The 23,882-nt window shown below is 27.3% G+C and carries 22 protein-coding genes and 1 riboswitch; of the genes, 19 read left to right on the top strand and 3 right to left on the bottom strand.

The features are described 5' to 3' along the window. Positions 1-149 precede the first annotated feature (149 nt). The 10 genes from BN6774_RS17615 (at position 150) to BN6774_RS17570 (ending at position 12,851) form a co-directional block, all read left to right on the top strand. Complete coding sequence (locus tag BN6774_RS17615) at positions 150-1,751, top strand: N-acyl-D-amino-acid deacylase family protein (protein WP_084767097.1); 1,602 nt, start codon at positions 150-152, stop codon at positions 1,749-1,751. 125 nt (positions 1,752-1,876) lie between these two features. Continuing rightward, a riboswitch (Lysine riboswitch) is annotated at positions 1,877-2,060 on the top strand. Between the two features lie 161 nt (positions 2,061-2,221). Beyond that, on the top strand, positions 2,222-3,052 hold the full coding sequence (locus BN6774_RS17610; RefSeq protein WP_066896133.1) for a transporter substrate-binding domain-containing protein: 831 nt from the start codon (positions 2,222-2,224) through the stop codon (positions 3,050-3,052). A 172-nt stretch (positions 3,053-3,224) separates the two neighbouring features. Continuing rightward, positions 3,225-3,986 carry an amino acid ABC transporter permease gene (locus BN6774_RS17605; protein WP_066896130.1) on the top strand — a complete coding sequence of 254 codons (762 nt, stop codon included), beginning with the start codon at positions 3,225-3,227 and terminating at the stop codon, positions 3,984-3,986. A gap of 20 nt (positions 3,987-4,006) precedes the next feature. Beyond that, a complete protein-coding gene (locus tag BN6774_RS17600; RefSeq protein WP_066896127.1) occupies positions 4,007-4,747 on the top strand; it encodes an amino acid ABC transporter ATP-binding protein in 741 nt (246 codons plus the stop codon). A gap of 166 nt (positions 4,748-4,913) precedes the next feature. Beyond that, positions 4,914-6,932: a methyl-accepting chemotaxis protein gene (locus BN6774_RS17595; RefSeq protein WP_066896123.1), complete on the top strand. Its 2,019-nt coding sequence runs from the start codon at positions 4,914-4,916 to the stop codon at positions 6,930-6,932. Positions 6,933-7,078: 146 nt separating this feature from the next. Further along, complete coding sequence (gene dhaS, locus BN6774_RS17590) at positions 7,079-7,645, top strand: dihydroxyacetone kinase transcriptional activator DhaS (protein WP_066896120.1); 567 nt, start codon at positions 7,079-7,081, stop codon at positions 7,643-7,645. 166 nt (positions 7,646-7,811) lie between these two features. Continuing rightward, the gene (locus BN6774_RS17585; protein ID WP_066896117.1) at positions 7,812-8,264 is read left to right on the top strand and encodes a metal-dependent transcriptional regulator; all 453 of its coding nucleotides are present in this window, start codon (positions 7,812-7,814) and stop codon (positions 8,262-8,264) included. Positions 8,265-8,297: 33 nt separating this feature from the next. Then, positions 8,298-9,740, top strand: coding sequence for an FAD-dependent oxidoreductase (locus tag BN6774_RS17580; RefSeq protein WP_066896113.1), 1,443 nt, complete (start codon positions 8,298-8,300; stop codon positions 9,738-9,740). Continuing rightward, positions 9,730-10,617: a tocopherol cyclase family protein gene (locus BN6774_RS17575; RefSeq protein ID WP_066896109.1), complete on the top strand. Its 888-nt coding sequence runs from the start codon at positions 9,730-9,732 to the stop codon at positions 10,615-10,617. Before BN6774_RS17580 ends, BN6774_RS17575 begins: the two co-directional genes overlap by 11 nt. A gap of 227 nt (positions 10,618-10,844) precedes the next feature. Next, complete coding sequence (locus tag BN6774_RS17570; protein ID WP_066896106.1) at positions 10,845-12,851, top strand: methyl-accepting chemotaxis protein; 2,007 nt, start codon at positions 10,845-10,847, stop codon at positions 12,849-12,851. A 44-nt stretch (positions 12,852-12,895) separates the two neighbouring features. On the opposite strand, the gene pflB is transcribed toward BN6774_RS17570, so the two are convergent. Continuing rightward, complete coding sequence (pflB, locus tag BN6774_RS17565) at positions 12,896-15,127, bottom strand: formate C-acetyltransferase (protein ID WP_066896104.1); 2,232 nt, start codon at positions 15,125-15,127, stop codon at positions 12,896-12,898. 221 nt (positions 15,128-15,348) lie between these two features. On the opposite strand from pflB, the gene BN6774_RS17560 reads away from it, so the two are divergent. The 7 genes from BN6774_RS17560 (at position 15,349) to BN6774_RS18690 (ending at position 20,368) form a co-directional block, all read left to right on the top strand. Beyond that, the gene (locus BN6774_RS17560; RefSeq protein ID WP_066896101.1) at positions 15,349-15,669 is read left to right on the top strand and encodes a (2Fe-2S)-binding protein; all 321 of its coding nucleotides are present in this window, start codon (positions 15,349-15,351) and stop codon (positions 15,667-15,669) included. Positions 15,670-15,978: 309 nt separating this feature from the next. Then, on the top strand, positions 15,979-16,566 hold the full coding sequence (gene rbr / locus BN6774_RS17555) for a rubrerythrin (protein WP_066896098.1): 588 nt from the start codon (positions 15,979-15,981) through the stop codon (positions 16,564-16,566). Positions 16,567-16,716: 150 nt separating this feature from the next. Beyond that, positions 16,717-18,357: a sensor histidine kinase gene (locus BN6774_RS17550; RefSeq protein ID WP_066896095.1), complete on the top strand. Its 1,641-nt coding sequence runs from the start codon at positions 16,717-16,719 to the stop codon at positions 18,355-18,357. A gap of 18 nt (positions 18,358-18,375) precedes the next feature. Continuing rightward, a complete protein-coding gene (locus BN6774_RS17545; protein ID WP_066896092.1) occupies positions 18,376-18,963 on the top strand; it encodes a response regulator in 588 nt (195 codons plus the stop codon). A gap of 88 nt (positions 18,964-19,051) precedes the next feature. After that, a complete protein-coding gene (locus BN6774_RS17540) occupies positions 19,052-19,492 on the top strand; it encodes a TerB family tellurite resistance protein (RefSeq protein ID WP_066896089.1) in 441 nt (146 codons plus the stop codon). A 150-nt stretch (positions 19,493-19,642) separates the two neighbouring features. After that, positions 19,643-19,921, top strand: a complete 279-nt coding sequence (locus BN6774_RS17535) for a DUF3892 domain-containing protein (protein ID WP_066896789.1) — start codon at positions 19,643-19,645, stop codon at positions 19,919-19,921. A gap of 279 nt (positions 19,922-20,200) precedes the next feature. Next, entirely contained in the window at positions 20,201-20,368 is a 168-nt protein-coding gene (locus BN6774_RS18690) for a hypothetical protein (protein WP_167349608.1), read from the top strand. Between the two features lie 92 nt (positions 20,369-20,460). Here the strand turns inward: BN6774_RS18690 and BN6774_RS17530 are convergent, their stop codons facing one another. Next, positions 20,461-21,429, bottom strand: coding sequence for a DUF4097 family beta strand repeat-containing protein (locus BN6774_RS17530; RefSeq protein WP_066896086.1), 969 nt, complete (start codon positions 21,427-21,429; stop codon positions 20,461-20,463). A gap of 2 nt (positions 21,430-21,431) precedes the next feature. Beyond that, positions 21,432-22,094 carry a DUF1700 domain-containing protein gene (locus tag BN6774_RS17525; RefSeq protein ID WP_066896082.1) on the bottom strand — a complete coding sequence of 221 codons (663 nt, stop codon included), beginning with the start codon at positions 22,092-22,094 and terminating at the stop codon, positions 21,432-21,434. 526 nt (positions 22,095-22,620) lie between these two features. On the opposite strand from BN6774_RS17525, the gene sfsA reads away from it, so the two are divergent. Together sfsA and BN6774_RS17515 are read left to right on the top strand one after the other, a co-directional pair. Next, positions 22,621-23,316 carry a DNA/RNA nuclease SfsA gene (gene sfsA, locus BN6774_RS17520; RefSeq protein ID WP_066896079.1) on the top strand — a complete coding sequence of 232 codons (696 nt, stop codon included), beginning with the start codon at positions 22,621-22,623 and terminating at the stop codon, positions 23,314-23,316. Positions 23,317-23,347: 31 nt separating this feature from the next. Further along, positions 23,348-23,848, top strand: coding sequence for an NAD(+) diphosphatase (locus tag BN6774_RS17515; RefSeq protein ID WP_066896076.1), 501 nt, complete (start codon positions 23,348-23,350; stop codon positions 23,846-23,848). Positions 23,849-23,882 lie beyond the last annotated feature (34 nt).

The raw sequence follows: 23,882 nt of genomic DNA, 5'->3' as shown, positions 1-23,882 counted from the left end.
TTAATATCTATATTCGAAATAAGGGAAAGTTTCCTAATTTATAGTGGAATATGAAGGGTAAATAAAATGAAGAATTATAAATAAAGGAATATAATAATAAGTGGATTTATAGTAAAATATTGAGAATTAGTTATAGGGAGATGTTAAAAGTGTTAGATATCTTAATAAAAAATGGATTGATAGTAGATGGTACTGGGAATCCAGCTAATAAAATGGATTTAGGAATCAAGGAAGGGAAAATAGTTAAAATTAAAGTAAATATAACTGAAAATGCAAATAAAGTTATAGATGCAGAGGGGCTTGTAGTTTCGCCAGGATTTATAGATGTTCACAGCCATAATGATTTAGTTCCTTTTATGGATGAAGATATACAAAATCTTAAAATAAGACAAGGTGTTACTACAGAGTTAGTTGGACAATGTGGATTAGGAGTAGTACCGTGTATAGAAGATGAAACAAAGCTTTGGAAAAATTACATAAAGGGAGTTGTAGGCTGTCCTAATATAAAATTTAATTTTAAGGATGTTAATAATTACTTTAAAAAGATAAAAGAAGATAAGATTAAAAATAATTACGCAGTACTTATTTCTCATGGTGCAATTAGAGCTAAGATAATGGGATTTAATCCATCAGAAGCATCAAATGATGAAATTAAAGAAATGTGTAATTTAGCTGAAGATGCCATGAAGCAAGGGGCTATAGGTATGTCATTGGGTCTTCAATATATGCCTGGGATTTATAGTAAGGGAAAAGAATTAATAGAGTTATGCAAGGTTATTAAAAAATATAATGGGATTGTTATGGTTCATGTAAGAAATCATGATAGAAATATAGTAAAAGCTATAAAGGAAGTAATTGATGTAGCAAGAGTTTCAGGGGCAAAGATTCATATATCTCATATGAGATCTTATGATTCAAAGGAGCTTGGATGTACAGCAGATAAATTAATTAATTTAGTTGATGAAGCTATAAAAGATGGAATAAATATTACTTTTGATGAGCATCTATATCTTTCAGGAAGTACTTTAATGACTCAACTTTTACCGCCTTGGATAACTGAAAAAGGAAATGAAGCTATGTTAAATATGCTTAAAGATAATAAGGTTATAGAAAGGGTAAAGAAGGAGCTTGAAGATCTAAATACTAATTATGTTGGATGGGACAACTATAGTTATATTGCTACTTGGGATGGAATATTAATAACATCATTAAACAAGGAAGAAAATTCAAAATATATAGGTAGAACAGTTGGTGAAATAGCTAAAGAAAAAAATATTCATCCATTAAATTTTGTTGCTGATTTACTAGTTTCTGAAGAAACTGGAGTTGGAATAGTAACTTTAAATATTTTTTCAGAAGAAGACACAATAAAGCTTATAAAGCATCCATTTCAAATGGTTGGATCAGATAGCATACCAGCTGGAGATCCACATCCAAGACTATATGGAAACTATCCATTATTTATAGGTAAATATGTTAGAGATAAAAAAGCATTAACTTTAGAAGAGTGTATTTATAAATGCACCTTATTACCAGCAAAAACTTTAGGACTAAAAGATATAGGGATTTTAAAAGAAGGAAAAAATGCAGATGTAACTATATTTGATTTAAAAGATATAGTAGGGTATGAGGACTATATTAATAAATCTAAGAGTCCTAAGGGCATAAAGTACGTAATAATTAATGGAAATATATCTATGGATAATGGAATAATAGTAGATAGTAAAAATGGTAATATAATAAAAAAATAGCTTGAAGTTTAATAGCGTATAATTTGAAATTTTAATATTCTGTGAATAAATTTAAGTATTTTCTATTGACATGTTAAGGTAAAAGTTGTAAGCTATATATAAAATTAAATAAATACCTCACTAACTTGTGAGGTAGAGGCGCAAAATTTAACAGTCTTTAGTGGAGCTTGAGAGTGCTGTGAAACTAAGGAGAAGGAAATTTTGCCGAAGCTTGTAATATTTCTCAATATTGCTTGCTGGGTCTGCAGTTAAGAACTGCAGGACTGTCTTAATAAACTTCCCGGTTTATTAAGTTGTGCTATCTCAAATGGGAAAGATGAGGGTAAAGTAACTATGAATATAACCTGAGCCCAACCGCTCAGTTATTTTTTTATAGTATCTTATCTGAATTATTTAGGATAGCACCAACCAAAATTAGGTTGGTATTTTTTATTTCAAAAATTATTTATAAGAAAGAGAGGATATGTACTATGAAGAAAAAACTATCATTATTAATTTTAGCTGTAGTAACAGCAGCATTAACTTTAACAGGTTGTGGATCAGCAAAAGATAAGGAGGCTGCAGCTGAAGATGTGTTTAGGGTAGGTATGGAAGCAGGCTATGCTCCTTTTAACTGGACTCAAACAGATGATTCAAATGGAGCAGTAAAGATAAATGGGGGAGCAGAATATGCAGGTGGATACGATGTTGAAATTGCTAAAAAGATAGCAGATTCATTAGGTAAGAAGTTAGTAATTGTTAAAACTGAATGGGACGGGCTAGTTCCGGCTTTAACATCTGGAAAGATAGATGCTATTATAGCAGGGATGTCTCCAACAGCAGAGCGTAAAGAAACTATAGATTTTACAGATATTTATTATAAGTCAGATTTAGTTATGCTTGTTAAAAAAGGTGGAGCTTATGAAAATGCAGAAACTTTAAAAGATTTTTCAGGAGCTAAGATAACAGGTCAATTAAATACATTCCACTATTCAGTAATAGATCAAATTCCTAATGTAAAGAAACAAACAGCAATGGACAACTTCCCAGCTATGAGAGTTGCATTAGAATCAGGAGTTATAGATGGATATGTAACAGAAAGACCAGAGGCTCTTAGTGCACAAATGGCAAATGAAAACTTTAAAATGGTAGAGTTTAAAGAAGGATTTGAAACTTCAGAAGAAGATACAGCTATTGCAGTTGGAGTTAAAAAAGATAGTGAATTAAAAGATAAGATAAATGAAATTCTAAAGGGAATTTCTGATACTGAAAGACTAGAAATAATGGATACTGCTATTAAAAATCAACCAGCAGCACAATAAATTAAATAAGAGTGAAGAAATTAAAATGAAGAATTAATGAAAAACTTATTTTAGAGTTTTGATAAAATAAAGTTTTTAGTAATTTGGGGCACATTACTTCTATGATTATTCATTCTTTATTATTAATTTTAATTTGACTATCATTATGATAGTCATGTAAGGAGAGTAGATTATGAGTTTAGATTGGATAATAACAATAGTTTCAAATAACTGGCAAATGTTTTTACGTGGGGCAGGGATTACGTTATTAATTTCAATAATAGGTACATTAATAGGAACATTTATTGGTCTTATAATAGGAGTTATTAGAACAATACCAGTACCAGAAAAGGGTATAAAAAGAATAATTTTAAAAGTAGTTAATATAATTTTATCTGCATATATAGAATTTTTCAGAGGAACTCCTATGATTGTTCAAGCCATGGTAATCTATTATGGTTCAGCAGCAGCTTTTGGTATAGATATTAATGCAATAGTTGCAGGTTTATTTATAGTTTCAATAAATACTGGAGCTTATATGGCGGAAATAGTAAGAGGGGGCATAGTTTCTATAGATAAAGGACAATTCGAAGCAGCTCAAGCTATTGGTATGAACCACTTTCAAACTATGGTTAATGTAGTATTACCACAAGTAATTAGAAATATATTACCAGCTACAGGAAATGAATTTGTTATTAATATTAAGGATACTTCAGTATTAAATGTAATTTCAGTATCTGAATTATTCTTCCAAACTAAATCAATAGCAGGAAATAACTTTAGATATTTCGAATCATTCTCAGTAGCATGTGTTCTTTATTTTGTAATGACATTTACTGTTACAAGAATATTAAGATATCTAGAAAAGAAGATAGATGGTCCAGAAAACTATATAATAGCTGGAAATCAAATGCAAGTTGCTAGACCAGAAGATATGGTTAATAAATCTGTGTAATGGCCTAAGGAGGAATTAATATGAAAAAAGTAATAGAAGTTAAACATTTAAGTAAAGCCTTTGGAAGTCATGAAGTTTTAAAGGACATAGACTTTTCAGTAAAAAAAGGAGAAGTTGTTTGTATAATAGGATCTTCTGGTTCTGGTAAATCTACATTATTAAGATGTATAAATCTTTTAGAAAAGCCATCAGGTGGAGAAATTATATATAATGGGGAAAATATTTTAGATGATAATCATGATATATACCAATATAGAACTAAGTTAGGAATGGTTTTCCAACAATTTAATTTGTTTAATAATCATAATGTTTTAAGCAATTGTGTTGTAGGACAAGTAAAAGTACTAGGAAGATCAAAAGAAGAAGCAGAAAAAGTTGCTATGAAGTATTTAGATATAGTAGGTATGGGGAACTATATAAATGCTAAACCAAAGCAATTGTCAGGTGGACAAAAGCAAAGAGTAGCTATAGCAAGAGCTTTATCAATGGAACCAGATGTTATATTATTTGATGAGCCAACCTCTGCTTTGGACCCTGAAATGGTAGGGGAAGTATTAAAGGTAATGAAGGAACTAGCAGAAACAGGACTTACTATGTTAGTTGTTACACATGAAATGGGATTTGCAAAAGAAGTTTCAGATAGAGTGGTATTTATGAACAATGGTGTTATTGAAGAAGAAGGCACTCCTGAGGAAATATTCAACAATCCTAAAAAAGAACGTACTCGTGAATTCTTAAAACGTACATTTAAATCTATATAAAAAATGGTACTATCATTAATTTGATAGTACCATTTTTTATATAAACTTAAAATAAAGCAAAGTGTAAATAAAAAGTAGTTTACGTCGAAAAATATGTTAATTATATTCTAATATATTCGATAAATATAATAGGATTATATTTTATACCATACATAAGGAGGGAAAAATGAAAAATAAAGAAACTAAAAAGAAAAAAATATCCTTGAAAAGAGAAATAGTTCAATTATTAGTTATTACTTCAATAATACCAATAATATTGATTGCAGTAGTAAATTTCTTTTCACTTAATAAAAATATTAATAAAGTGAATAACTCTGTAATTAAGGGGAATATGAGTCTAATAAAAGAAGCTTTGGCAGATGAACATTTAAGTAGTGATAAAGATGTTGAATATTTATCAAGAGATGAAAATGCAAAAGGTCTTAAGGAAAATAAGAATAATGAAAAAGCTTGGTTAGAAAAGTCATTAAATAATTATATCCAGTCGAATTTTAATGTTACTCACGCTTATATGGCAAGTGAAGATGGTAAACTTGTAATAGCTCCTTATGAAAATATGGGTAGTGATTTTGATGCTAAGGAAAGTAATTGGTATAAGGGTGCAATAAACAATCCTAATGAAGTTTTTGTATCAGAACCATATAAGGATACTGTAAATAACAAGGTCATAGTTACTTATTCTAAAGCTGTGTTTAATGATAAGGGAGATCTTCAAGGGGTAATTGCAATAGATAAAGATTTAGAAAAAATATCTACAATTGTGAAAAAAATAGATAAAAATAATAATGCATATGCAATTATTTTTAATAAAGATGGTAATATTATAGCAAGTGAAGATACGACTTTAATAGGAAAAAGTGTAAATGACTTACCATGGATTAAGGAAGTAGTTAATATTAATAATGATGGGAGCGAGCATTTACAAATAGAAGGCAAAAAGCTTTTAGTTAATAAGTCAAAAGAACAAAACAGTGGATATATAACTTGCGTATTCATACCAACAAATGACCTTATAATGTCATATATAAAAGATATAATATTTCCTATAATAATATTAATACTTGTAGTTATAATGGTTACTATTTCTTCTAAGATGTTTACATCTAAGCTAACAAATCCTATAAAAGAAATTATAAGAATATTAGATAAAATAAAAAATGGTGACTTTACAGAAAATGTAGATATAAAATTTTATTATAATGAAGAAGTTACTACTATGTTGGATGGATTAAACTCCCTTCTTCATGATATGAGAATACTTTTATCTGGTGTAAAGGAGGCTTCTGAAAAAGTTAATGAAGGAAGTAGTACACTATTTGAAATAATAACAGAGTCAAGTAATGTTGGAGAAGAAATAGCAAAATCAGTTCAAGAAATAGCTCAAGGAGCAACTAATCAAGCAGCACAATTAGATGATGGTGTGAAAATAGTTAGTGAATTAGAACAAGAAATAAATAAATCAATAGTAAGTTCCGATAAAATGATGAAGACCTCAAGTGAAGTGAAGGTTTCTTCAGGAGATGGTAGAAGAGCTATGGAAGTACTAAGTGAAAAATACTCTGTAAATAAAGAAGCAAATGATAATATAGTTAATAAGGTTAATATATTATCAGATAAATCAAATGAAATAGGAATTATTATAGAGGCAATTAAGTCAATTACTGAACAGACTAATTTATTAGCATTAAATGCAAGTATAGAAGCAGCAAGAGTGGGGGAAGCTGGTAAAGGGTTTGCAGTAGTTGCTGACGAAGTAAGAAAATTAGCAGAGGAATCAGCGAAATCAGCTACAGAAATAAATAGTGTTATAGATGAAGTGAATAGTAGTATCAGTGAACTTTATAGAGATATATTAAAAACTAGTGAGCTAAATGATGAAACAGGAAAAAGTCTTACTACAACTAAAGAAAAATTTGAGGTAATAGATAATATAATAAATGAATTAGAAGATGATATTAAAGATGTAACAAATTCTTTAGATAAAATAGCACTTGGTAAAGATAATGTAGTATTAAAAATATCTGAAGTTGCTGCAGTTGGCGAAGAAACTGCTGCAATTACTGAAGAAGTTAGTGCTGCATCAGAAGAGCAGTCTTCTGGCTTACAAGAAATGGCTAATCAGGCTGAAGGTTTAAAGGATAATGCAAGGAACTTAAATAATTTAATAAACAAATTTAAGATTTAATATAAAAGAATGGGCTGTTTTTAACAGCTCATTTTCTTGTATTAAGAAGATTACTTACCAAAAGTTGAAGGCAAATTAATACAATGTTATAATTTAAAAATATATAAGTAAGAATAATTATAAAGCTTTGGAGGGATTTAGATTTAATGTCAAGTTCCATTACAACTAAAAGATTATTGGCGGAATCATTAAAAAAAATAATGAAAACAAGACCATTAAGTAAAGTTTCAGTTAAGGATATAGTTAATGATTGTAATTTAAATAGGCAGACATTTTATTATCATTTTAAGGATATTTATGATCTTGTAGAATGGATATATAAAACAGAAGCAGTTGAAGGAATAGAAAATTACAAAAGCTATGAGACCTGGGCTGATGGATTTTATAAAATATTTTTATATATAGAAAATAATAAAGAGTTTTGTTATAATACATTAAATTCTTTGAGTAGAACTCATTTAGATATGTATTTATTTTCAGTTATAAACAATTTACTCATGGAAGTTATAGAGGAAATATCTATAAATATAAATGTTAAAGAATGTGATAAGAAATTTATAGCAGATTTTTATACTCATGCTTTTGCAGGTCTTGTAATACAATGGATGAAAGATGGCATGAAGGAGGAGCCGGAAGTATTAATAGAAAAATTAAAGTATTTGATAGAGGGAAGTTTTATAAGAGCATTAAATAAATATGAAACAATGACTTGATATTATATCAAGTCATTGTTTTTTATTATGAGTATATAGTGAGGATGTTATAAAATAAATAGTTATTCTTAATTTGGATACAAAATATAAAAGTGTAATGAATTTAATTACATAGAATTAAGTATAAATATAAGAGTAGAGTTTTTTAGTATAAGGGGAGGGAGTTATGCCAAAAGGATTTTATACTTTTAATAATTACTTAAAAATAAATTCAGGACTTATTACAGCATCTATGGAAGATTATATAGAAATGATTTATAGGATATCTAATGAAATAGGGTTTACTAGAGTTGGTGACTTATCTAGGGCATTAAATGTAAAGCCTGCTTCAATAACTAAAATGATAAAAAAACTAGATGAACTAAGCTTGGTTTCTTATGAAAAATATGGATATATAAAATTAACTGAAGATGGAAGAAGTTATGGTGAGTATTTATTATATAGGCATAATACTATAGAAAAGTTTTTAAAGATTATAGGAGTTACAAACAATATATTAGAAGAAACAGAGAAAATAGAACATGTACTAAATAAAGAAACTTTTCAAAGAATAGAAAAATTTATAGAAATTATTGATAATCACTCAATAATAAAAGAAGAATTAGGTAATAATAAATAATAATATTACTTATAGAAAAGGTGGAGTGGTTATATGAAATCAATTTGGAGTGAAAGTTATAATATAAAAAGTAAGGGAGAGTTACAAAATGTACAAGAAGCAGAAGTTGTTATTATAGGTGGGGGTATAGCTGGATTACTTACAGCTTATATGCTTAAAGAAAAAGGGTTAGATGCAGTAGTAATAGATCGAGGAAAAGTTTTACAAGGTAATACAATTAATACTACTGCGAAGATAACAATACAACATAATATTATATATGATAAATTAATTAAAGAATTTGGGAAAGAAAATGCAAGGAGATATGCATTAGCTAATAAACTGGCATTAGAAAATTATGAAGAAATAGTAAGAAAAAACAATATTGATTGCGAATTTGAAGTAGAAGATGCTTATATATACACTTTAGATAATCCAGAAAAAATAGAAAATGAATATAAAGCAGCTATAAGTATAGGTATAGATGCTGAATTAGTTGATGAAGTAGAACTTCCTTTTAGTATAAAAAAAGCAGTGAAGTTTAAGAATCAAGCTAATTTTAATCCTATTAAATTTTTAAACTTTATAGCTAAAGATTTGAATATATATGAAAATACAAAGGCTATAAATATTGAGAAAAATACAGTGATTACTGATAAAGGAAGGATTAAAGCTAATAGTATAGTAGTAGCAACACATTTTCCTATTATAAATGTCCCAGGCTATTATTTCTTAAGAATGCATCAAGAAAGAGAGTATGTTATTGCATTAAAAAATGCTGCAATTTTAAATGGAATGTATATAGATGAAAAAGATGGAGGCTACTCCTTTAGAAGGTATAAGGATTACTTAATTTTAGGTGGAGCAGCAGGAAGGACAGGAAGCAATGAGGAAGGTGGTTCATGGGATAAGCTGAGAGATTTAGCTAAAAAGCTTTATCCTGAAGCAGTAGAGGAGTATCATTGGTCAGCTCAAGATTGTATTACATCAGATGGAATTCCTTATATAGGGGTTTATTCTAAAGACATGCCAAATGTTTATGTAGCTACTGGATTTAATAAGTGGGGAATGACATCATCTATGGTTTCAGCAATTATAATTAGTGGAATGATTACAGGTAAGGAATATGATTTTAATGAAATTTTTTCTCCAAGTAGATTCGACATGACAGCATCTATAAAGAATCTAGTTAAAGATGGATTTGAAACTACATATAATTTTATAGCTGAAAAAATAAGATTACCTATGGAAACAATAGAAAATATAAAAAATGGTGAAGCTGGTATAGTTACATATGAAGGTAAGAAAGTTGGAGTATATAAGACTAAGGATGGAAAATCATATACAGTATCTACTAAATGCCCTCATTTAGGTTGTGAATTAAAGTGGAATGCTGATGATTTATCTTGGGATTGTCCTTGTCATGGATCTAGATTTGATTATCGCGGAAACTTTTTAGATTCTCCAGCTATAAAAGAGTTAAAATATGAAAAATAGAGATTTTTATAGTAAGAAAAAAGGATATTTTGAAGGGTGGTATTTTAAAAATCAATTTAAAGATAATATTATATCCTTCATACCAGGGATAAATATAAAGTCAGATGGACAGAAGTGTTCTTTTATTCAAATTATAACAAAAAATAAATCATATAATATTAATTACGATTTTAAAGATTTTTCTGTAAGTGAGGATAAATTAACCATAAAGATAAAGGATAATATATTTTCTACTAAAGGGATAATATTAAATATAAGAAATAAAGATATACACATTAAAGGAAGGCTTATTTATAGTAATATAACCTTAGTTAAAAATGATATAATGGGACCTTTTGCATATTTTCCATTTATGGAGTGTGTTCATGGTGTTTTAAGTTTAAATCATATAGTTAATGGAAGTATATATATAAATAATGAAGAAATGAAATTTATAGATGGAAAAGGATATATAGAAAAAGATTCTGGGAAATCATTTCCAAAAACATATTTATGGGTTCAAAGTAATGATTTTAATATAGAAGATACTAGTATAATGGTTTCAATAGCAGATATACCTTTCTTAGGATATGAGTTTAAGGGATGTATCGCAACAGTTTACTACAATGGAAAAGAGTATAGATTAGCCACTTATAATGGAGTTAAAATAGTTTCATGTAATGAAAAGGGATTGGTTATAAAGAAAGGAAAATACAAATTAGAAATAAACATAGATGCATTATCAGGTCAAAAATTATTAGCTCCTAATGGTGGAGAAATGATAAGAACTGTATATGAAAATATAAGTTGTAGTGCTAGATTTAAATTTTATAAAAAGAAAGAATTAATATTTGATTTAGTTAGTAATACAACTAGCTTTGAATATGTTAATAATTAAAAGGAAGCTAATTATTTTTAGCTTCTTTTTAATTGTATAATTATAGAAGTTTTGTACTTTTATAATATAATAATGAGGTTTTAAAACAATTTTAAAGTAAATTTTAGAAAAATTCCTAATTTTATGTTTGTTTTAGAATATTTTGCAAAAAATATCGAAATTAGTATTAATTTAAAGATAGCATTAACGATAAATTAAATGTAACTAATATTATAAAGGAGTATGAAATGAAAAAAGTACATAATAAAAAGAAAACCTTAAGAGATGATATAAGAAAATTGCTATTAAGAACATCTATAATCCCAATAGTATTAATTGCTACTCTTAATACTGTATCCTCAAATACAAAGAATGATAAAATTAATAAGGAAAGAAATACAGGAACTATTAATTTAGTAAAAGAAAAAATAGCAAGTGATGGTAGCAATATAGAAAAAGATATTGATTTCTTATTATTAAACAATAATATTAAGACAGTTAATAAAGATAAAGAAGATAAAGTTGTACAAGGTATATTGGATGATTATGTAAAAGTGAATAAAGATATAATATCTATATATGTGGGAACTGAAGAAGGGAAGTTTCTTTTATCCCCTTATGAGGAAATGGATAGTAGCTATGATGCAAGAAATAGAGATTGGTATAAGGAAGCAATAAAAAGTTCAGGGAAAATAGCTGTATCAAAGCCGTATAAGGATGCAACTAATAATAAAATACTTATTACATACTCTAAGGCAATCTTTAATGAAAATGGAGAACTTCAAGGAGTAATAGGAATAGATAAAAACTTTGATGGAATATTTAAAGAAGTATTAGGTTCAGATGACAAAAATGATTCATTTATATCAATAGTTAGTGAAGATGGTATTATAATATCTGATTCTAATTCTGACCTCATAGGAAAAAAAGCAGAAGATTTAAATTGGATAAAAAAGTCTATTGACAATAAAGAAAACAAAACTATTTATATGAAAGTTGATAATAGATATTATTCTATGACTAGATCCTTTGATGAAAATAATAAATTAAATATTATTCTATTTAAGCATGCAAAGGAAGTGTTTTTAGAATATGCTGTACAAGTATTACTTCCAGTAGTTATATTTACAATAATGCTTATAGTTATAATTAAAATGTCAAAGAAATTCACAAAGACATTAACAGAACCAATAAATAATGTAGTTAGGATTTTAAAGAAATTAGAATCTGGCGATTTTACAGAAAGTATAGAAGTTAAAAATACTTATAATGAAGAAGTAAATAGTATGATTAATGGAGTAAGATCTCTTATAGAGGATATGAGTATTTTATTATCAGGTGTTAAGGAGTCTTCTGAAAAAGTTAAAGATGGTGCAGTAACATTATTTGATATAATATCAGAATCAAGTAATGTTGGAGAAGAAATAGCTAAGTCTGTGCAAGAAATAGCAGGGGGAGCTACAAACCAGGCAGGGCAATTAGATGATGGAGTAAGAATAGTATCAGAATTAGAAGAAGAAATAAATAAATCTATAGATAGTTCAAATAGCATGTTAGATTCTTCAAGGGAAGTTAAAAAATCTTCAGAAGAAGGGTCATTAGCTATAGAGAACTTAAGTATAAAATATAATGAAAATATAGAAGCTAGTGATAATATAGCTAGAAAGGTTGATATATTAACAGAAAAATCTAATGAAGTTGGAACTATAATTGGTGCAATAAAATCAATTACAGAGCAAACAAATCTATTAGCATTAAATGCTAGTATAGAAGCTGCCAGAGCAGGAGAAGTTGGTAGAGGATTTGCTGTAGTAGCAGATGAAGTAAGAAAATTAGCAGAAGAATCATCTAAGTCTGCAATCCAAATAAATGAAGTATTAAACGAGATTAAGAGTAGCATAAACGAATTATACGAAGATACAATGATAACCAATAAAATAAACAAGGAAACTGGAGATAGTTTAAAAGTAACTAAAGAGAAATTTGAAGTTATAGATAATACTATTAGTTACCTTGAAGAAAGTATTAGGGAAGTAACTATATCATTAGATAGAATTAACGAAAGTAAAGATAAGGTTGTTAATAAGATTTCAGATGTAGCAGCAGTATCACAAGAAACAGCTGCAATTACTGAAGAAGTAAGTGCTGCATCTGAAGAGCAATCATCAGGATTACAAGAAATGTCATGTCAAGCAGAAACTCTTAAAGAGTATTCTGAAATACTAAATAAGTTAATTCAAAAATTTAAAGTTTAAATATAATAATAAAAGGTGCATACATATTGTATGCACCTTAATTATTACATTGATTTATGGAATGTTCTATTTATAACATCTAATTGTTGTTCTCTAGTTAACTTTATGAAGTTTACAGCATAACCTGAAACTCTTATAGTTAATTGAGGATATAATTCTGGATGTTCCATAGCATCTAATAAAGTTTCTCTGTCAAATACATTTACATTTAAGTGATGAGCATTTTGACCAAAATATCCATCCATTAATGAGCTTAAGTTCTTAATTCTATCTTCAGGATTTTTTCCTAAAGCATCTGGAATTATTGAGAAGGTATTTGAGATACCATCTTGTGAATGCTCATATGGTAATTTAGCAACTGAATTTAATGATGCTAATGAACCACTATTATCTCTTCCATGCATTGGGTTAGCACCTGGAGCAAATGGTTCTCCTGCTTTTCTTCCATCAGGAGTAGTACCAGTTTTCTTACCATAAACAACGTTTGAAGTTATAGTTAAAACTGATTGAGTGTGATATGCATTTCTATAAGTCTTGTTCTTTCTGATCTTGTTCATCATGTTTTCAACAAGATAAACAGCTATATCATCAACTCTGTCATCATCATTACCGTATTTAGGGAAGTCTCCTTCAATTTCGAAGTCGATAGCAATTCCTTCTTCATTTCTTATTGGCTTAACCTTAGCATACTTAATAGCTGAAAGTGAGTCAGCACAAACTGAAAGTCCAGCTATACCACAAGCCATTGTTCTGAATACATCTCTATCATGTAAAGCCATTTGTAATTTTTCATAAGAATATTTATCATGCATGTAGTGAATAACATTTAAAGTGTTAACATAAAGGTTAGCTAACCAATCTGTCATTATTTCAAATTTGTCCATTACTTCATCATAATTTAAATATTCGCTAGTAATTGGAGCTAGTTTTGGTCCAACTTGCATTCCATACTTTTCATCTTTACCTCCGTTTATAGCGTAAAGTAAAGTTTTAGCTAAGTTTACTCTAGCACCGAAGAATTGCATTTGCTTACCAACTCTCATAGCAGATACACAACAAGCAATTGCATAATCATCTCCCCAATATGGAGCCATTAAATCATCATTTTCGTATTGAACTGAGCTTGTATCAATAGAAACCTTTGAACAGAAATCTTTAAATCCTTGAGGTAATCTAGTTGACCAAAGAACAGTTAGGTTTGGTTCTGGTGATGGTCCTAAAGTATATAAAGTGTTAAGAATTCTAAATGAGTTCTTAGTAACTAAAGTTCTTCCATCTAATCCCATACCACCAATTGATTCAGTAACCCAAGTAGGGTCTCCAGAGAATAAATCATTATATTCTGGAGTTCTTAAGAATTTAACAAGTCTTAACTTCATAACGAAGTGATCAACTAATTCTTGAGCTTCTTCTTCAGTTATTAAACCAGCTTTTAAATCTCTTTCGATGTATATATCTAAGAATGTAGATGTTCTACCAAGAGACATAGCAGCACCGTTTTGGTCTTTTATAGCTCCTAAGAAACCAAAATACAACCATTGTATAGCTTCTTTAGCATTTTTAGCTGGACCAGATATATCAAGTCCGTAAGTTTCAGCTAATCCCTTTAATTCTTTTAATGCAACTATTTGATCAGAAATTTCTTCTCGTAATCTAATTACATCTTCATCTATACATCTAACTTCTAAGCTTTTCTTTTGATAGATTTTATCTTCTATTAATCTATCTACACCATATAGAGCAACTCTTCTGTAGTCACCTATTATTCTTCCTCTACCATAAGCATCTGGAAGACCAGTGATAACCCCAGATTTTCTAGCAAGTCTCATTTCATCTGTATAGGCATCGAAAACACCTTGATTATGAGTTTTTCTATATTTACTAAATATTTCAGAAATTTTAGGGCTTACTTCATAACCATAAGCTTTAGCTGCGTTTTCAGCCATTCTAATTCCACCAAAAGGCATTACAGCTCTTTTTAATGGAGCATCAGTTTGAACACCAACTATTTTTTCAAAAGCTTCATCTATATAGCCAGCTTTATATTCATTGATACCTGAAATAGTTTCAGTATCAACATCTAAAACACCGCCGTTTTCTCTTTCTTGCTTAAATAATTCGCTTACTTCTTCCCATAGCTTTTTAGTTGCTTCTGTAGCACCAGCTAAAAAACTATCATCGCCAGTGTATGGAGTATAATTTAGTTGAATAAAGTTTCTAACATCAATAGATTTAACCCATTGACCTTCTTTGAAGTTGTTCCATTCTTGCTTCATACATTGCACCCCTTTTTAATATTTTAACAAACATTATTATTATTGGAAATTATTATCAATAAAGAATATTTATCATTTACATTTTATCATTGAATAAGAATAATTGCAAGAAAAATGTTTAAAATTTAACAAAGTCTTCTATTAAATGAAATTTGTTGATTATAAAAATTAAGGTACTTATAATTATAAGGGATAATTATAAAAAATAGGAGGGTTTTTTTATGGCTGGGGATAGAAAAATTTGCAGATGTAGAAATGTTAGCTATTTAGAAATAAGGCATGCAATGAAAGTTGGAGCTAGAGATATAGAAGATATAATGGAAAGTACGGGAGCAGCAACTTGTTGCGGGGGATGTACTAGTGAAGTTATATCCATATTAGAATCTGTTTGTAGTTGCAATACTGTGTCTATAAAGGAAGTAGTTGATGCTGTTAACAATGGGGCAGATACAATAGATAAAGTAGGGGAAGTTACTAAAGCAGGAACTACTTGTGGTAGATGTAAATCTTTAATCGAAAATGTTATTGAGTTAAAAAGATAGACTAATTTAATATTTACATAAGAAAATAGATCTTATTTAGGAGTTAAATCTCTATTTTTTTATTTATTTTGATTGAAGGGAATTAATTATAAAATAGCCATAATATTATCTTATGGCTATTTTATAGTATATAGGGGAATTATTGGGGAGAAAATCGAAGAAAAATGAAGAATATCCATAATAGAAAGAGAATTAAATAAATAATAATTATTATTTACAAATGAAGTATTTGAATAAAAAAATTATATGTAATATAATATATACATAGGTAAATAAAGACAAAAAACTATATATAGGAGTGTGGTAAAAATGAAGAGTTTAAAAGGAACAAAAACAGCTGAAAATTTAATGAAATCTTTTGCTGGAGAATGTCAAGCTAGAACAAGATATACTTATTATGCAAGTGTTGCTAAAAAGGAAGGATATGTTCAAATTTCAAACATATTTATGGAAACAGCAGAACAAGAAAAGGAACATGCTAAGAGATTTTACAAATTCTTAAAAGAAGAATTTGCTGGTGAAGCTATTGAAATTAATGCAGGATATCCAGTAGCTTTATATGATGATACAGCTAGTAATTTAAAAGCAGCTGCAGCTGGAGAACATGAAGAATGGTCTAAAGACTATCCAGAGTTTGCAAGAGTTGCTAGAGAAGAAGGATTCCCAGCAGTTGCTGTAGCATATGAAAGAATTATTGAAGTAGAAAATATGCATGAAAGAAGATATAATAAACTACTTAAAAATGTAGAAGAAGGAAAAGTATTCAAGAAAGATGAAGTAGTTTTATGGAAATGTGGAAACTGCGGATATATATTTGAAGGAGAAGAAGCTCCAGAAGTATGTCCAGCATGCTTACATCCAAAAGCATACTTTGAAGTATTCTCTGAAAATTATTAATATACAAGCAGTAGTGCTGTAGAACAATTAAAAATTAATCATGTAAATTTAAGGAGCTGTCTTTGACAGCTCTTTTTTTATAAAATTAACTATTAGTTATTGTTATTTAATGTATAATTAATATATTAATAAGGCTGAGAGGGTAGTAATATGTTTAATTCCTTAAAGAAAAAATTTAAATTCATATATGTTTTTTTAGTGTTAATTATTTTATTTGTAGGAGGAATATCCACATTAAATACATATAGATTGAAAAATTCTATAAATGGATTACTTAGTAACAACTATAAAAGTATAAACTCAATAAATGAAATGATTAATTGTGTTAATAATCAGGATAAAGCAATATTGATTTATCTTCAGGGAAATAAAGAAGAAGCATTAGATATTTTTCATACAAATGATGATGAGTTTTATAAATGGTTTTATATAGAAAAAAGTAATATAACTGAGATTGGTGAGTCAGAGCTTGTAGATGAGATTAATTTCCAATATATAGAGTTTAGCAAGTTATTTTCATCACTTCAAGATACAAGTAATGGTCAGAATCATAGTGAGTTAGTTAAAATTTATCAGGAAAAAATATATCCACAAGTAAAAATTGTAATAGAAGATTTAAAAAAATTAAGTGAATTAAATGAAGATATGATGTTTAATAAAAAGGAATTACTTAGGAGCGAAACTGAGAATGCGATATATTTAATATTTTCACTGTCTTTATTAGGTGCTTTTATTGGTGGTGTGATAGCAATGATCTTAAGTAATAGATTTTTTAAGCCTATCAATTTATTGATAGATTCAATATCTGATCCAATTTTATTTTTAGATAAGAATTACAAAATTAAGTTTATAAATAATAATGGAAAAAGGTACTTTAATATAAGTGATAATTCATATGAAAATAGAAAACTTATAGATATTATAAAATTAGATGAAGTATATGAATTTATACAAGATTCAATTAATAAGAATATGACTTCAAAGGTTATAGAAATTTTATATAATGAAAAACGGTGTTATTTTAATTTAAATACATCTATAATTAAAGCTAAGGATGGTAGTCTAGAGGGTATAGTATTAGTGTTTAAGGATATAACAAATTTAAAAGAAGTAGAAACAGTAAAAAGAAATTTTATTGGAACTATTTCTCATGAGTTAAAAACTCCATTAACATCGATAATGATGGGGATAGGACTTATTAATAATGAAAATATAGGTATATTAAATAAAAGACAAAAGAACATAGTTGAGACTATATCTGAAGATGTTCAAAATTTAAGTGAATTAGTTTCTAATTTATTAAAAATATCAGAAATTCAAGCAAATAAGGATAATTTTAACATTAAGGCTAATGACATAAGTGAGATTATGAAAGAGGTTATAACTAATTTTGCTCCATTAGCAAAAGAAAAATGTATTTCATTAGAATTATGTATAGAAGAAAAATTACCTTATGCAATGATAGATAAAGAAAAGATAAAATGGGTTTTAAATAATTTAATGTCAAATGCAATAAGGTATACTGAAAAAGGGCTAGTTAAGATTCAAGGAAGTTTTGATAAAGAAAAAATTTATATATCTGTCATTGATACAGGAAGGGGAATCCCTAGAGAGTATTTAAATAAAGTATTTGAGAAGTTTGTAAGGGTAGAAGGCTTTGAGATACCAGAAGAAAGTACAGGATTAGGACTAGCAATAGCAAAGGAAATAGTAGAAATACATGGAGGTAAAATTTGGTGCGAAAGTAAGGTTGGTAGCGGAAGTAAATTTATATTTACTATACCATTATAATAATATGGAGTTGATACTATGAAGAAAGTTTTAGTTATAGATGATACAAAAAATATAAGAATTTTATTAAGTACTTGCTTAGAACTTAGAGGATATGATGTTATTACAGCTGATAATGGAATAGAAGCTCTAAAAATGATTCAAGATAAGGAAATTGATATAGATTTAATATTTTTAGATATTAGAATGCCTGGAATTAGTGGAACTGAAGTTTTAAAAGTTATTAAAGCTACAAGAAGTAGTTGTCCTGTTGTTATAATGACTGCTTTTGCTACAGTAAAAAATGCAATTGAGTGCACTAAATTGGGAGCTTTAGTATATTTACAAAAACCATTTTCTCCAGAGAGAATAAATTTAGTTTTAGATGAAATAGAGAGAAAAGTAGAATTAAAAAGTGCTAATAATATAAAAAAAGATATATTGGATGAAATAAGAGAATTATTATATGAAAATAAAAATACTATTGAAGCTCATGAACTTTTAAAAAAGGCTATTAGTATAAATCCTTATGATAAGGAAGTATATTTACTTATTAGTGAGGTTAATAAAGTTATGGGGAATGTTGATGAAGCTATTAGATTTGAAAGAATTTATAAACTTTTTTAAATAATAGTTAACATATATGAAATTAAGGATAGTTAAATAATATAATTTATATATAGATAAAATTTAGTATTGGGAAGGTGAGAATATAATGTTTTTAAATGAGTTAAATAAAGATGAAGCAATGTGTTTTTTAAATCTAGTATCTACGTTTGCTAAAGTAGATAATAAATTTGCAGAAGAAGAAAAAAGATTGTTAGCGGATTATAAAGAGGAACTAGGAATTACAGATGAGGAAATGAAATTTATAGAATTTAACGATATAATATCTTTACTAAAGAAATCTAGTTATAGAGCTAGATCTATAATATATTTTGAATTAGTTGGTGTAGCTTTAGTGGATGGAGAATATGAAGTTGAAGAAATAGATTTTCTAGAAAAAGTTTCTAGTGAATTTGATGTATCTAGATCAAAAAAAATAGCCATAGCAAATTATTTTTATAATTTTACAGATGTATATAAATTTGCAACAGTAGATGCTGAGAATAATATAGAATTATTAAGAGAGCAGGCAGAAAGTATATTAAATTAATTAAAGGACTTATTATAGAGTTTTATTAACATGGAAGTAAAATATAAGAATGTAAAATACAAAAGTATTATACTGTATTAAAGAAATTATCGTGGGCAAAATAACATTATAAGAATAGGAGGTGTTATTTTGCAAAATAAAAATGATAATATGCTTGGAGGATTACCTATAAATATAAATAAAGAGGTGCCAATACCAAAGGATAATGCACAATCAATTACAGCTCTTATTAAAAAATCTGGAGATGTAGTTGGATACGAACTTTCAAATGGAGAAAGAGTATCAAAGGAGCAAGGTGTACAGCTTGCTAAGGAAGGACAAATTTCTGGAGTGGCAGTTGGAATATCCAAAAAGGGTGAAGAATATTTAAGAAGTTTACCAGATCAAAATGAAAATAATAATTTAAGCTCTTTGCCAACAGTAGAGTAAGATATTGAATACTATTAATTAAAATAAAAAGTCAATAATTTTAAAATTTTAAATTAAGGATAGTACGAATAGTTTAATATACTTGTACTGTCCTTTAGTATTTTATATAAATAAGTTTTAAATCATAAAAAATAATTATAACATTTGAATTATTTGTTAAGTTGTAACGTAAAATTTACTGTTTTACCATTATAGTTTTATTGAAAAACAAGAGCCCATTATGTAGAATTAACTTAGGGTAAGGAATTAATAAAAATATAAGGGAGATAAGAATAAATTATGTTAATATTATTACTAGCAGTATCAGCATTTGCATCATATAAATTAGCAGAAGAAAAGGGACAAAATAAGATTCTATGGACAGTAGTTACAGCTCTTGTAGGACCAATAGTTGTAGCAATTCAATATCTAATATCTTGGTATCAATATAAAAATTCAGTAAGGTAAAAATTTATATAACATAAATAAAATATAATGATATTTCTTCTTATATAAAGATATAAGAAGTGAAAAAACGACGACTTTAAAGCCGTCGTTTTTTAATTTTCTAATATTAAATTTCCATTAACTGTTTTAATATTAACCTTTTTAGAGCCATCACCAAAAGTTAAAGAAATATTTTTACCATAGTTATTACTATTATCATTAGATTTATAGAAGTCTCCGCTTATAGTTGAATAATTTAACGAAATATTACTGTTTTCAGATACTGAAAAATGAACATTACCAGAGTTAGAATCAATATCTAAGGTATTTAAATTTGTTGATGCTAATATGGAAACATTCCCTGATATTGTAGAAATAGTAGCATCTCCTATTATACTAGTAGAAGAAATATTTCCTGATACATTATGTAATGAAATTTTATTTGTATTAAATTTATTAGTTATTATATAGCCTGATGTAGAGGAAATATTAGCATTGTCTGAATTTAAATTATTAATATATATATTAGCACTTGAAGTTTTTATATTTAGGTTTTTTAAATTTAAATTATTAATGTTAATATTTCCTGAACCAATATTAATATTAGTATTGTTTAAAAAAGAATATGGAATTTTTATTAAAAAACTTATGCTATTTTTAAATTCGCTTGAGTTATTTAAATCAGTAGTAGTAGATAAATTTAAGATTTTATTATCTATTGAATTAGATATAATGTCCATTGTTTCTGTTATTGCTTTTGAATAATATGTGGAATAAGCTGTTATATTTAATTTATCTCCTGGATAAGTTTCTATTACTGTATAATTATTATTAAAATTTATATCTATAGTATCTATATCAGTTAAGTTAATATCTTTTGAAAGAACTTCATCACCACTTAGTGTAGTGTTGGTATTGAGATTCCAATTTGTAAAATTGTATTCATTTAAATTAAAATAATTACTAAGCTTAAAGCTACTATTATTAAGTTGAATTAAAGCTGTTGTATAACATAGTATAGAAGTTACTAAAAGAAAAGTCATAAAAATTTTAATTTTAGTAGAAATTAGCTTTTTCTTCATAATTACTTTTCCTCCTTTACTTTAGAAGAAGTCCAATTAAATATTCTTCTTATTAATCTAACAATAAATTTAATTAAACAATATAAAAGTAATATTGTAAAAATAAATAAACATATGCTTCCTAAAACGGAAAAAGCTATAACTGAATTAGGAAAATCTAAAATAAATGTTGGGAATAATAATATTCCTATAGTATTTGTAAAAACTTTACCTAAAAGAATTACTGTTCCCAGTATAGATATACCTAATGTACTAGCTAAAATTACAATAAATATAGTAGACATAACACCAAGTATTCCTAATGCTATTGGACCTAATACTACACAGGAAAGTACTAAAATTATTAATGAAATAATAAAGTTATTTGAAGTTTTTTTTGAGGTAACTTTATCATTAATTATATAATCTTCTTTGCTAGGGTTTTCTTTTACTTTATCATAACTATTTTCAGATTCATTAGTTATAGAGCTATTTTTTTCTTTTAGATATTTCTCAACTATTTCATAAGGATTCCCAAGTTCTTTAATTATATCATCCGAATTTTTACCGGAAGCATAAGATGAGTCAAAAAAGTCTTTATAGAAAAATAATATTTCACTTAATTCTCCTTCAGGGAAGTCTTTTAATCCATCTTTTAAGATATTAATAAATTCATCTTTATTCATTTTAAGTCTTTACCTCCATATATAATATTGAAAAAATAAACATTTCATTAATTGATTTAAGTATATGTAATGAAATGTTTTAATACAAGGGACTTAAAATTCCTTTAAGGAAATTTTAAGATGTAGATAAGTAAATATTAATATGTTAAAATTGTGGAAAGTTATCCACAAAATGTGGACAACTAACAAAAACTGTTGAAAACTTTTAAAAAGGTATTGACACAATATATATGGATTGAATGTATGTTTGTAACAATATGATGATATTTGAAGAACTATAGTAGTATGTGCTATATAGAGTAAAATAATAAAATTTGTAAAAATATCTATATGAACAAAGTTATTAACAGTTTGTACAGATTGTGGATAAAAACTGTGGATAATGTTACAATTATATTGAAAATATAGAGATAATGTAATATATTTTTGAGTTACTTGTGGAAAACTTTTTTATTATTGGTGGATAAGTATAAAAAAAATTGAGAAAAATGTAGAAATATTAATAAATTACTTAAGGAGATATAAAATGAAGTTTGAAAAGAATATTTTTGAAGGTATATTTTTAAATAGACCTAATAGATTTAATGCAAAAGTAATATTAAATAATGAAGAAATGGTAGTTCATGTACCAAATACAGGGAGATGTAGAGAAATTTTAAAAGAAGGAACAAAGATATTTTTAAGGGAAGAATTAAATCCAAACAGAAAAACTAAGTATGATTTAATTGCAGCTATGAAGGGAGATATATTAATTAATATTGATTCCCAAATACCAAATAAGGTAGTTAATGAAGCTCTACAAAATAAAAAAATTGAAACTTTACATAAATATAGTAAAATAAACAGAGAAAAGACTTTTGGAAAAAGTAGATTTGATTTTAAATTATCCACAGAAGATGAGGAAGAAGTTTATTACTTGGAAGTTAAAGGAGTAACATTAGAGGATAATGGGCATTGTAAATTTCCAGATGCACCAACAGAAAGAGGGGCAAGGCATATACTAGAACTTATAGAAGCAAAGAATCAAGGATATGGTGCAGGAATATTATTTTTAATTCAGTTAGATAATGTTAAGACTTTTTCTCCTAATGATGATACTGATCCGGAATTTAGTAATGCTTTAAGATTAGCTAAAGAAAGAGGCGTAGATATACTAGCATATAATTGTACTGTTGATAAAAATTCAATTGAGTTAAATAATAAAGTTGATATAATATTATAATCAAGGTGTTTTTACTAGTAAGAGGTGTAATATGAAATATAAGTTTTGCCCTATGTGCGGCAGAGGATTAGAAGAGAAGTTTAGTTGGGATGAGGGAGGAGTACCTTATTGTTCACATGACGATATTATGTTTTTTGATACTCCTAAGCCATGTATAATGGTTGCAATAATAAAAGAAGATGAAATACTATTATTAAAACAAAGCTATATATATGAGAATTCTAAGGTTTTATTATCAGGATATGTAGGACATGATGAGACAGCTGAGGATGCAGTATATAGAGAGGTAAAGGAAGAGGCTGGAATTGAAATTGAAAATATTAGATATTTAGGTTCGGATTATGTAAAGGGCAAAGAAATCTTAATGATAACTTTTGTTGCAGATTTTGTTTCTGGAGAAATTAATAAGTCTACAGAGGTTGAAGGTATGGGGTGGACAAAACTTTCTAATGCTTTAGAAGAAATGAAGGAAGACATCATAGGAACGAAGGTTGTAAAGAAGGTTTTACAAATAGAAGAATTGAAAAAATAGTGTATGGGGCTTTTATAAGAAGCCCCTTTTTAAC

This window comes from Clostridium nigeriense, assembly GCF_900086595.1.
Taxonomy (GTDB): domain Bacteria; phylum Bacillota; class Clostridia; order Clostridiales; family Clostridiaceae; genus Clostridium; species Clostridium nigeriense.
Note: the sequence above shows the minus strand (reverse complement) of the source record. Positions and strands in the feature narration are given on the sequence as shown.